Below are 12,099 nucleotides of genomic sequence, written 5' to 3'. Positions count from 1 at the left end.
TCCAAACAAGAAGTTATCGTTTTTGTGTATTAGAAAGCTAAAGATTAAGTTTCATTTAGCCTATTCTATTGCTATTAGTTCCAGCCGAAGCGTCTGCCTCTACCATTGCGGTCAAAGTACATCCAACTTCCATCTTCCAGCTGAATCCATTTATTGCGTGCCATTTCGCCTGAATTGGCATCAAAGTAACGGTTAGCACCATTGACATAGACAATCTTGCCTTTGACTTGCTTGCCATTTTGGTCGAAGTAAAGGGTTTGTTGGCCAATCTGCTGCAAACCTGTCACTGCTTTACCAGCCTGATCGAAGTAGTACCATTCGTTCTTGGCACCTTCAACAAACTTGTTGGCTGCCATTTCACCGGAGTTGGCATCGAAGTAACGGATTGATTTATCAGCCAGAGTTACTAGCTGTCCTTTGACTTGCTTACCATTTTGGTCGAAGTAAAGGGTTTGTTGACCAATCTTCTGAAGACCTGTCACTGCTTTACCAGCCTGATCAAAGTAATACCATTCGTTCTTGGCACCTTCTGCAAACTTGCCGACTGCCATTTCTCCAGAATTAGCATCGAAGTAACGGATCGTTTTATCAGCCAGAGTTACTACTTTACCTTTGACTTGCTTACCATCTTGGTCAAAGTAAAGGGTTTGTTGGCCAATCTTCTGAAGACCTGTCACTGCTTTACCAGCTTGATCGAAGTAATACCATTCATTCTTAGATCCTTCTGCAAACTTGCCGACTGCCATTTCTCCTGAATTAGCATCGAAGTAACGGATACTCTTGTCTGCAAGTGTCACGATTTTACCCTTGACTTGCTTGCCATCTTGGTCGAAGTAAAGTGTTTGTTGGCCAAGTTTTTGAAGACCTGTTACTGCAACACCATCTGCTCCGAAATAGTACCAGTCACTTGGATTATCACCTTGGGCAAAGCGGTTAGCAGCAGCATTACCTGAATCCTTATCAAAGTAACGAAGTTTACCATCTTTGGCACGCGCAATCTTGCCCTTGACTTGGTAGCCATTTTGGTCGAAGAATTGCTGATTGCCGCCCATGGTTACCAGACCTCTAGCCATGACACCCTTGGCATCAAAGTAACGCCAGTTTTGGCCGTCAGTAGTATAGTAACGGTTGAGAATTTGGGCGCCAGTCTTATCGTAGTAGTACTGATTGCCGTTTTCATCTTCACGGAGAGAGTCACGCAGCTGAATACCATTCTTGAGGAAATAAACTTGCTTGCCATCAATTTCATGAGCACCTGTTGCTAAATAGCCTCGTTTATCGAAGTAATACCAATTTCCATTTTCATCTTGGATAAAGGAATTTCTAGCTTGATAGCCACTAGTTGAATAGTACTTGAATCCAGTAGTATCTTTGACAAATCCTGTGTAAGCATTCTTATTAACTAATTGCTTAGGCAGTACCATCTCACCATTCTTGTTGTTGAGATATTCGTTGCTAGCCCAGTCTTTAAGAACATAGTAAGCACCACGACCCAAGATATTGGTACCGTTAAAGTGTTTAGCAGACCACTTGGTAATCTTCTCATCAGTCGTCATCTTTTGACCGTTGGAAATCTGTACTCGTTCAAAGATTTCTGGATATTTAGCTTTGAGTTCATCCAAGAAGACTCCACCATACTTGCCTTGATAGTCTGTACCATTCGTTTTAGTATTGGCAACGTAAAGATTTTCCTTGATTTCTGCGCCTTCACGGTAGGTTCCATAGTTGTTGACACGAGTTGCCGTTACCACTTCTTTACCTGGCAGGTTGTAGATTTGGTCTGGCACCCAGTCCGCAATGGCTTGGATATTGACACTGTGGAGAGCACGGAGAGCATTGAGCAGGTCATTTAAAGAACCATATTTATTGTTTTTGCTCATAGCCATATCATAGCGGTCTTCAAAGGCATAACCATTCTGGATGATAGAATCTAGGAAAGTACCGTCTTGGCTAGATACGTACTGCGGTGGCAGCTCAAATGAAGTCACTCCCCATTCCTTGAAGAGGTTGACATTTTTAGCAATGACTTTATTGGTATATTGGTCATCGCGAGTTGCAAAGTCTTGGAAGTTAGAGAAGCCTTCGTAAATCAGCTGAGAATCAAGGGCTGCGCTAGATTCGTAAACCTGACCGCTGGCATTTTTTTTCTTGCTGGCTGTTACACGAGCATCCTGATCTGCCTTAGCACCAACTGGTACCCAAACAGCCAGATAACCAGAAACCTGGACATTGCTGTAGCCTGCGATATCATTCATATCAAAGGTCAAAATACCATTAGCATCTGTCTTCTTCCAGAGGGATTGCGGCACTTCTTCGTCAGTTAAATAGCGGGAAATACCATCTTTGGTCGTCAAGAGCACAGGACGGTAGTATTGATTCTTATGGGCTGCTCCCATATTTACTTGCAGTTTATCCCACTCGTTCAGCTTGAGATTCGGGTTGTTAGAAGCAATAACTGCCATCCCTTGGGTACGGGTCTCTTCTGTTCCTTCATCTGTTGCTTCATTGGCACCAGTACCATAACGAACAGAAGTCAAAATACCGTTATAAGACCATTTATCAGCCTCACGAGGTACACCCATATAGGTGACTTTCATGTCCTGACCACCAGCTACATACTTAATACGAGCACGCAACAGGGCATCGATAGCGTCGTGGTAAGGAGATTTTTTCTCCATATATTGACCGTCATCTGTATAGAGATCACCATAGTAGACCCGAGTGATGGAGTCTTTGTTGGAGAGCATGAGAGCATGAGCAGTTGGGATATTGAACTGTGTATACTTCTTGTCGGCCTTACGCATATCTTCGTTGTAGATCTTAAAGGCTTGCTTGAGCTCATCCATGGTAAAGGTCAAACCATCCGTATTTGGATTGATATTTTCCCGGATGATGTCGGCAATAACGGTCTGCACTTCACTATCATGAGCCCGAACAAAGATATAATTGGCCATCCGCTCGCCATTTTTCTTTTCAGTAGAACGGTCATTCAGACTATTCGTAATCGTTGGCTCTACACCACTACGGATAGAAAGCTTCCGCATGAACGAATAAAGCAAGGATAGACGAAGCTTATTATCAATCGGTAATTGTGCACCCTTGGTGTCTTTGTTGTAGTCAGGGTCGTTGTCAGACCAAGCTTCCAAGATAGACAAATGCTTGATGGCTTCTTCTTCACTTTCTCCAACCTTGTAGCGAGACTTGAAGTAGTCAGAGGCAATTTGGAGCAAGTCTGCATTGACATTGTCTACCGCATCAACACGAACTCCGTCAAAGTTAGCAGTCGGATCGTTGGCTACGATGCTGCCGAAGTTCATCATAAAGTGCAGCCAGTTGAGTTGCTCAGCCTGAACAGCTGGATTAGAGTTATCAAAGTCATTGGCTAGCAGGAACTCATAACCACCAGTTGACTTGTCAATGAAGTACTTAGGCGTACCAGTTTGGTTGGTAGGTGTGCGGTTCAGGATACGGTACTTAGAATTAGCATGAGAAGTCTTATCACTATTGGTATAAAGCAGAGCTCCACCTTGCAAGTGGTCCTTATTAGTACCGGTTGTTTCAGACTCGATCTTGATGTTCCAGTTTGGCTGAGTTTTGACAAATGCGCCCATCAGTGTTCTCAGCCATTTAGTATCGCCGTCTTTACCGATTCTTTCTTCGATTTTGCGCTGAACCTGCTGAGAAGCACCTGTCAGGATAGCTTGTTCCACTTTGTTTTCAAAAGCTCCTGCTCCCAGACCTTGCTGGTTCATATAGTTGAGATAGCTAACCTGCGTTTGCTTATCAGGCCACCAAGCCATCAAAAGCGGACGTAGGTCTGTTTCTGTCGATGCTGTCCATGTTTTTCCGTCTTTCAAGATGAACTTTGGACGATACCAGCTATCTGCTGTCAGGTAGCCGTCAACTGTTTCAATATCCTTTTCCGTAGTGCCATGGAAGGCATTCTTTTGAGTGAATTCATTATTGAGACTGCTAGTACCTTGCTGGAATTGATACTCAGCTGAATCAATCAATGCTCCAGTCTCTGCATCGAAATAAAGAACTTTTCCATTGAGCTCAACAGCGAAATTCTTTTTAACTGTACCATCTTCCTGAACATAGTATTTCTTACCATCAATCGTCTTGATGTGAGATAAGACATCATCATCATGCTCAGTATTAACAGGCGCCGCTTGGGCTTGAGCAGCCACCATTCTTTCAGCTATCGCTCCCTGTCTTTGAGCCGGTTCTGGCAAGCGATCTTTCTTTGCAACCTTTGGATTTGCAACAATCTTGTCTGTAACAGTCTTCTTTGCTTGTTTGTCAGCAGTTGCTGGACTTACTTGTCTATCCTGATTAGCTGCTTCCGGTTTAGCAGTTTCTGATGTTACATTAGCTGCTTTTGCTTCTTCAGCAACGGCTGCTTTTTCTGTAGTTGCTGCTTCTGCTACTGCTGGTTTAGCTGGCTCTTGAGCATCTGTTTGAACCGCTGCTTCCGTATTTGCTGCAGTTTCAGCAGTTTTTTCACTGGCTACAGCAGCATCAACCACCTCGTCTGCAGAAGTTGCTTTTTCTGCTTCCAACTGAGAAGCTGAGTTAGCTTGTACTTGAACTGGCTGCCCTGAGCCACTATCCTGAGCTGCAGTTGGTTCTTGAACTGCCACCTGCTTAACATCATCAGCGTGGACAAGACCTGCTTCGAGACCAAGTACTTTTGGTGCTACGATAAGTGCTAAGGTAGTCACACCGATGGCTACCCAGTTCTTCTTAACTTTATGCATCTTATAATGAATTTTTTTCTCCATCATAAAGCCTCCTTCTGAATTTGGTATAAAGTTATACTCTTATTCTAGTATATTTTTAGAAATGAGTCTATTTTATTTGCACATCTGCAACTGCGAAAGGCAAATCCTTTCAAACTGAGCTTTGAGCTTCTGGGCAACACCGAAAGAATCTAAAAATTCCAAGAAAGATAAGCACTCCTCAATATCGCTCAGAGCATAGCTATTCCCAACCTTGTAGGAATAAAGAGCCCTATGATACTTAATCAGCATCCGATCATAAAGATCTGTCTCAGGGATTTTAGAATGGTCAAGATAATTGAGGAATCTCATAGCAACCAGCAAATGATTACTCTCTATGCAGACGCTGATAACATTAAGCAGCATCTTGATAATACGCCGGCGATTCTCCGGTAGATTATTATAAAACTGGGTGCGGTTAATCATCTCACTAGCAAAGGTCTCCAGTGTTTCCAAGGTCAATAGATCCACACTATTAGTAAAGAGCCAGAGCTCATAACGCCCCCACTCCTCAACGGAAAAGAGATAATCGGTCAGAAATTCTACATCTTTCTTGCTAATCTGAAAATCTGGACTGCAGGAAGACAATACTGCTCTAACAACAATTGTATTGAGCCTATAATTCTTCTTCTCAGGGAACTTTTTAGCCAAAGCTTCTGAGCTAGCCAATATACTTTGGAGCTTGACGACATTGTTTTCCTGATAAGCATCAGCTACTTTTTTTGAGAAAAGCGCATCATCTGCCTCAATGTAGTTATGGTAAACATACTGAAATTCGTCTAGAGAAACAGCCATATTCTTTAAGCAGCAATAGAAAGAATCAAGCGTAATACCACTGACTCCCCGCTCAAAACGAGACAGCTGAGCCACTGAAATATCTCCGGCTGCCGCCTCTTTAAGAGACATGTTTTTTGATTCTCTAATGACTTTGAAAATTTTTCCAAATGTTTTCAACATATTGAGCCCTCGGTTTCATATATGCAATAAAATTTTTTACTAAATTTAATATACTAGTAATATATTTCGAATATGTTACAAAAAAATTACTTTATATTTCAAAATAATACAAATAGATTAATTTGAAAGATAGGAATACTCAATATAGTGATTTTTTCTAAAAGTTTTATGGTTTTCAAGAAAATATTGATTTTATAAGATTCTCAGAAGGGTTCAACCTGACAACTTGAAAACACTAGCTTTTTTAAATCTAGCCTCCTTACTTATACAAAAATAAACTTGGACAATCTACGGTTCATAGATGACTGACATAAAACTGTAACAAAATCTAAACGAATATTTTTTAGACATGAATGAAAGGAAGTAAAACGAAAAGGACTTAGTCCTGTCCAATGCAGAACTAAATCCTTTTACTAGTTATTGGTCTAAGTTTTGGAAATAATTTATTCCCAGCTTTTACATATGTCTCAATCGCTCCACCCGTTCTGAGATAGGAGGGTGCGTATAGAAAAGTTTCTTCAGTCCGCCTTCTTTTTTGGGATCGCTGATATAGAGAGCTGCACTGGCATCATCAACATGATGTTCCATAGGCTCGCTGCGATCTAGCTTGAGCAGAGCATTAATCATCCCTTGCGGATTGCGGGTCAGCTCTACACTGGAAGCATCAGCCAGAAACTCCCGCTGACGAGAAATGGCCAACTGCACCAAGGTAGCTGCCAGAGGAGCTAAAACGATAGCAATCAGCGATACGATAAGGAGAATAATTCCCAAACCACTATCGTTATCTCGATCATTACTACTCCGACGTCCGTCACCAAACCACATCATCCGGCCGGCCAGGCTAGACAACAGGGTAATAGCACTGGCCAAAGCCACAGCAATCGTTGAAATTCGAATATCATAATTGCGAATATGACTGACTTCATGGCCAATCACTCCCTCAAGCTCCTCACGATTCATGATTTGCAAGATACCTGTAGTTGCTGCAACAGCTGCATTTTCAGGCTTAGAGCCAGTCGCAAAAGCATTGGGAGAGGGATCCTCTACGATATAGACACGTGGCATAGGAATCTGAGCGACCATGGCCATATCTTGAACAATATGATAGAGTTCAGGTGCTTCCTGCTCAGAGACCTCGCGAGCTCCGTTCATAGCCATGACCACTTCTGTAGACTGAAAAATCATCACTCCGGCATAAATCGCTCCGATGATCAAGGCTAGCAAGACACCACCAACAGCAGAGCGCAGCCAGAGATAGCCAATAGCTGCTCCAAGGAGAGCCAAGAGTCCGAAAAAAGCGATAAGGAGGAGCCAAGTCCTCCTTTTATTGCTGGCAATTTGATCAAATAGCATCTTAGTCACCTAGTCCAGTGCTGCCAAAGTCAACTTTTGGTACAGCCTTTTCTTCTTCTGGTGTCTTGAGGAAGTCCGCAGCTTTAAAGCCAAAGATTCCTGCAACAATATTGCTTGGGAATGTTTCCAACTTGACATTGTAGTTGCTAGTTACTGAATTATAAAGCTGACGAGAATAAGCAATTTTATTTTCAGTATTGGTCAGTTCTTCCTGCAACTTCAGGTAGTTAGTGTTAGCTTTCAGATCTGGATAGCTTTCAGCTACTGCAAAGATTCCAGAAATCTGACGAGAAAGGGCGTCGCTGGCTTGCATGGCTTCGGCTGGTGAAGCAGCTGAAGCTACCTGGTTGCGCAGTTGGGTTACCTTTTCCAAGGTTGCCTGCTCGTACTTGCCATAGCCTTTGACCGTTTCCAAGAGGTTAGGAATCAAGTCATTACGGCGTTTGAGCTGCACATCGATCTGACTCCAAGCTTCCTGAGTCTGCATGCGGCTTTTAACCAAGGTATTGTAAGCACCAACAACGAAGAATGCTAAAACCGCGACAATAATAAGAATAATAATAAAAGTCATGATATACTCCTTCAATTTTGATTAGACTTATTATATCAAAAAATAGAGGAACTGTCTTTATTCTTGACATTGATTTAGAAAAGATGTACGATAAAGGAAAGAATAAACCGACTGTCGATCTAATAAAATTTTACTAATAAAAAGGATGCAAGCATGGCTAATAAAAAAGACTTTATCTTAGATACCGCACAAAAGCTTTTTATGGAGCAAGGCTTTGACCAGACCTCTATCTCCCAGATTTTAGAAGCAACTCAAATTGCCCGCGGTACTCTCTACTATTACTTTTCTTCTAAGGAAGAGATAATGGATGCCATCATTGAGCGAACCATTGAAAGAGCATTTACAGCTTCCCAAGCCTTTGCTGATAATCATGGACTGACTATCATAGAGCGCTTGGTTGGCAGTATGGCTGCTCTGAATCTCAATCACCAAGAGGGAGAGGGAGTACTGCTGCATCTCAATCAGCCACAAAATGCGCTCCTGCACGAAAAGACCAATCAAATTCTTCTTGAACGAGCACCCCAGATTCTACTTCCCATCATCCAAGACGGTATCACCGCTGGAGATATGAGGACCGACTATCCCTACGAAAGCCTGGAAATGATTCTTACTTATTCCCTGCAAGCTTTTGGCAGCAGTTTTCAGGCACTACCTCCAGAAAAACAGCAGCAAAAACTACAAGCTTTTCTCTATCTTTTAGAAACTCTTTTTCACAGCCGGCAAGGCTACTTCAATCCCTTTCTATCTTTGATTCAGACTCAAAGCAGCTAGACAGCTAAGCACTAGATTCACTATTTACAATTACTTGACATTGCAAACATAAGGAGGTAACTATGAAACAATCAGGTTTTAGACTCTTTTTATTGATTTGGATAGGGAGCCTCATCTCGGAAATCGGCTCTGGTATGACTTCTTTCGCTTTAGGAGTTTATATCTTCCAGCTGACCGGTTTGGTTTCTGTTTCTTCTTTTGTTACGCTTTGTGCTTTTCTACCCGGTCTTTTGGTTACTCCTCTGGCTGGAATTCTGGCAGATCGCTATGACCGAAGATTGCTAATGGCTCTGGGAGATGGACTGTCAGGCTTAGGCGTTCTCTGGATTTACTTTAGTCTGAAGAATCCTGCTTTGATTTTTATCTGTATCGGAGCTGCCATTAGTTCGCTCTTTTCAGCCTTGGTCAATCCGGCCTTTCGAGCTACAATTTCCGACTTGCTGCCTGAGGATCAGTTATCAAAAGCAACCGGTCTGTCCCAGATTAATGGCATTGCCCGCTATCTGATTTCACCAGCCTTGGCTGGAATGATTTTGGCGAGTGGACATATCAGCACGATTCTGTTGCTGGATTTTTCAACTATTTTCGTGACGGTAGCCTGCACCTTGCTCGCTCGTAGGGCCATTCATTCGCAAGTTTATAGCAGTGATAGTCGTTTCTGGGCAGATTTCCTTAAAGGTTTTCAAATCGTCTATGGAAAAAAAGGCATCTGGATTTTGGTCCTAGCCGGAACAGGCTTTTCCTTCTTTCTGGGAACAGTCCAAATCCTGCTTTCTCCCTTGGTGCTGGCTTTCGCAGATGCCAAAACAGTCGGCTGGGTCATGACCATCTCCAGCAGTGGGATGCTGATAGGAGGCTTAGTTCTGGGGATATTTGCTATCAAAAAGCACTTCCATCGTATGCTCTGTCTCTCACTATTTCTACTGGGACTCTTCATGGTTGGGCTGGGAATGAAGGAAAACTTCATCTGGATTTGCAGCTTTGGCTTCCTCCTCTTTGCTGCCCTACCTTTCGCCAATACAGCCATCGACTATCTGGTTCGCATCAATATTAACAAAGCCGATCAAGGCAAGGTCTGGGGGACCATCGGGATTATCTCTCAGCTGGGCTATGTGCTAGCTTATGCCGGCATGGGTTGGGTAGCAGATACCTTTTTCAAACCCTCGCTAACTTACTTTGGCTGGCTGGCAAATTCTGTCGGAAAAATCATCGGTGTTGGTGGAGGCAGAGGCTACGGTCTGCTCTTTATCCTATCCGGTATCTCTATCAGCATCGGTGCTTACCTGCTCTCCCGAGCACGTTCAGTAAAGGAGCTGGAATATGTTTCAACGCTTGATAAAAAATGATTTAAAAGAAAACAAAGTCAGCATGTTGGTCATCGGTCTTTTCCTTCTTCTGACTCTGACCCTAAGCTTTGCAGCTACACGCCTGACCGTCAGTCTGACTAGCTCGATTGAGCGCTTTGTAGAAACAGCTAAAAGTCCTCACCTGCTACAGATGCACAGCGGAAGCGTTGACCAAGAACGCCTGCAAAACTTCGTCCAGCAGCATCCAGAAATTGCCTCTTGGCAGCTGACAGACTTTGTCAATGTGGAAGGATCAGCCATCCGCATCAATGAGAAAAACTCACTTCAGGATAGCTCCCAGGATAATGGCTTTTCCAGTCAGAACCAAAACTTTGACTTTCTGCTGGATCAGAATAACCAGCCTGCCCAGCCTCAGCCAGGGCAAGTTTATATCCCCCTTTATTATTACAATAGCGGAAAAATCAAAATCGGCGACCAAATAAGAGTCGGCAAGCTGCAGCTGACTGTCCAGGGATTTATCCGAGATGCCCAGATGAATGCCGGTCTAGTCTCCTCCAAACGCTTCCTCATCTCACAGACTGATTTGCAGACTCTGAAAAAAGAAGCATTTGCATCTAATGAGAACCTGATTGCCTTTCGAGTACATAAGCTTAGCCAGATCTCAGCTGTCGAGCAAGCCTATAAAAATGCCGAGCTCGAGTCCAATGGGCCGCCCATGATTACCTATCCGACGATCAAGATGATTAACGGCTTCAATGATGCTCTAGTCATCCTAGTCATGGGGCTGCTAGTTGTGGCCATTATCGGCATCACCTTTCTCTGCATGCGCTTTGCCCTATTGACCAAGATTCAAGAAGAACTGCAGCAGATTGCCGTTATGAAGGTGATGGGATTACCCCAAAGCTTTATCAGCAAGGTCTATCTAACCAAGTATTATTTCTGCCTAGATCTAGCAACCATCGCAGGCTGGGGACTGTCCTTTCTTCTGAGTGGTACTTTTAAAAAGCAGATGGCACTGTCTATGGGGCAAAGTCCGACGCCCTTCTATAGCTATCTTCTGGAAATGCTAGTAGCTCTGTTGCTCTGTCTCTTGGTCTTCTGGCTGACTGCCCGTCCTCTCAGCTCCTTTAAGAAAATGACACCCGGCCAAGCTTTAAGATTAGCTTCTTCCAACAGTCTGACCGAGACGTGTTCTACTCCCAAAATGGGATTACCGACTATCCCCCTCTTAGACAGGCCCTATTTCGCTCTGAAAACGATTCTGAATCATAAAAAACTCTATTTGACTATCTTGCTCATTGTCAGTCTGATTAGCCTTCTTATCCTGCTGCCAGCCAGTCTCTACAGCACTATGATGGATAAGAATTTCATTCAGTATCTGGGAGCTGGTCAGGCAGATGTATTGATTGATATTTCTCAGACTGAAGATATCGATACCAAGACTGCCCAGCTTCTGAAAGAACTGCGGGCAGACAAGGACATCGCAGAGATTAATCAGTACCAGAGCCAGAATTTCTCCTATCAAGACCAGCAAGGTCAAACCCAGAAGTTGCGGGTAACTTTGGGAAACCATGCAGGATTTCCAGTCAAATACAGCCAAGGCCGCTATCCTAAAAACGAGCATGAAATTGCCCTCTCCAAGCTTAAGGCAGAAGAGCTCAAGCTAAAAGTAGGAGACAGTCTGACCTTGACGGTAGACGGTCAACCCAGAAAACTAAAAGTAGTCGGTATCTACTCAGACCTGACCTACGGCGGCAAGACCGCCAAGGCTGTCTTTGTGACAAAGCAAGCGCAAACGCTCAATAGTCTGACGACCATCCGCCTTAAAGATGCTAGCAACAAAGCTCAAAAAATCAACGAATGGAAAAAACGCTATTCCAACTATAAATTAACCGATGTAGAAGACTTTTTCCATCAGACTTTTGATGACACTCTGGCCATGCTCCGCCTGATTCAGACCAGCGTTTTCTGGACAGGACTGGGAATCATCTTCATCCTTATGACCCTCTTTGTCTATATGATTTTCACCAAGGACCAAGCTGACTTGGCACTTTATCGGATGCTGGGATTTGGCAGTGAACGACTCAGGAGCCACTACCTGCTCGCCGTCTGCTTCATCTTAATGCTGGCTTTGGCAATAGCCGACCTGCTACTCCTTAGTCTGGGGCAAGAAGTCTGCAGTCTGCTGCTCAGCAGCTTCGGTATCAGCAAACTCCAGCTCATCATCAATAAGTCGCTTACTTTTCTATGGACACCGCTGGCTCTGCTTCTTAGCGGACTCACAGCAGCACACATCAGTCTCCGAGCGCTGAACAATCTGGAAATTGGACGTTATCTCAAGGAACATTGACCTTAAGCA

The 12,099-nt window shown here is 43.6% G+C and carries 7 protein-coding genes; 3 read left to right on the top strand and 4 right to left on the bottom strand.

All coding sequences use genetic code 11. The features are described from left to right. Positions 1–74: 74 nt before the first annotated feature. From RSK81_RS03075 to RSK81_RS03060, 4 genes are all read right to left on the bottom strand, one after another. Positions 75–4,787: a glycoside hydrolase family 70 protein gene (locus RSK81_RS03075; RefSeq protein WP_315687390.1), complete on the bottom strand. Its 4,713-nt coding sequence runs from the start codon at positions 4,785–4,787 to the stop codon at positions 75–77. A 69-nt stretch (positions 4,788–4,856) separates the two neighbouring features. Then, positions 4,857–5,738, bottom strand: a complete 882-nt coding sequence (locus RSK81_RS03070; protein ID WP_002898077.1) for a helix-turn-helix domain-containing protein — start codon at positions 5,736–5,738, stop codon at positions 4,857–4,859. Between the two features lie 456 nt (positions 5,739–6,194). Next, complete coding sequence (gene htpX / locus RSK81_RS03065) at positions 6,195–7,091, bottom strand: zinc metalloprotease HtpX (protein WP_009659923.1); 897 nt, start codon at positions 7,089–7,091, stop codon at positions 6,195–6,197. Between the two features lies 1 nt (position 7,092). After that, positions 7,093–7,662, bottom strand: coding sequence for a LemA family protein (locus RSK81_RS03060; protein WP_002898080.1), 570 nt, complete (start codon positions 7,660–7,662; stop codon positions 7,093–7,095). Positions 7,663–7,815: 153 nt separating this feature from the next. On the opposite strand from RSK81_RS03060, the gene RSK81_RS03055 reads away from it, so the two are divergent. From RSK81_RS03055 to RSK81_RS03045, 3 genes are all read left to right on the top strand, one after another. Then, positions 7,816–8,433, top strand: a complete 618-nt coding sequence (locus RSK81_RS03055; RefSeq protein WP_009659909.1) for a TetR/AcrR family transcriptional regulator — start codon at positions 7,816–7,818, stop codon at positions 8,431–8,433. A 62-nt stretch (positions 8,434–8,495) separates the two neighbouring features. Beyond that, positions 8,496–9,779 (top strand): MFS transporter, encoded by a 1,284-nt coding sequence (locus RSK81_RS03050; protein WP_009659855.1) that lies wholly within the window; start codon positions 8,496–8,498, stop codon positions 9,777–9,779. Next, positions 9,754–12,090, top strand: coding sequence for an ABC transporter permease (locus tag RSK81_RS03045; protein ID WP_009659902.1), 2,337 nt, complete (start codon positions 9,754–9,756; stop codon positions 12,088–12,090). Before RSK81_RS03050 ends, RSK81_RS03045 begins: the two co-directional genes overlap by 26 nt. Positions 12,091–12,099 lie beyond the last annotated feature (9 nt).

Source organism: Streptococcus sp. DTU_2020_1000888_1_SI_GRL_NUU_041A, assembly GCF_032387735.1.
Classification (GTDB): domain Bacteria; phylum Bacillota; class Bacilli; order Lactobacillales; family Streptococcaceae; genus Streptococcus; species Streptococcus sanguinis.
The sequence above is the reverse complement of the archived record's forward strand: the minus strand, read 5'-3'. Positions and strand labels throughout refer to the sequence as shown.

Bases quoted from the DNA above. Each gene is read 5' to 3' on its own strand.
- RSK81_RS03070 (WP_002898077.1), bottom strand. From the start codon at position 5,738: ATGTTGAAAACATTTGGAAAAATTTTCAAAGTCATTAGAGAATCAAAA.
- RSK81_RS03060 (WP_002898080.1), bottom strand. From the start codon at position 7,662: ATGACTTTTATTATTATTCTTATTATTGTCGCGGTTTTAGCATTCTTC.
- htpX (WP_009659923.1), bottom strand. From the start codon at position 7,091: ATGCTATTTGATCAAATTGCCAGCAATAAAAGGAGGACTTGGCTCCTC.
- RSK81_RS03075 (WP_315687390.1), bottom strand. From the start codon at position 4,787: ATGATGGAGAAAAAAATTCATTATAAGATGCATAAAGTTAAGAAGAAC.
- RSK81_RS03050 (WP_009659855.1), top strand. From the start codon at position 8,496: ATGAAACAATCAGGTTTTAGACTCTTTTTATTGATTTGGATAGGGAGC.
- RSK81_RS03045 (WP_009659902.1), top strand. From the start codon at position 9,754: ATGTTTCAACGCTTGATAAAAAATGATTTAAAAGAAAACAAAGTCAGC.
- RSK81_RS03055 (WP_009659909.1), top strand. From the start codon at position 7,816: ATGGCTAATAAAAAAGACTTTATCTTAGATACCGCACAAAAGCTTTTT.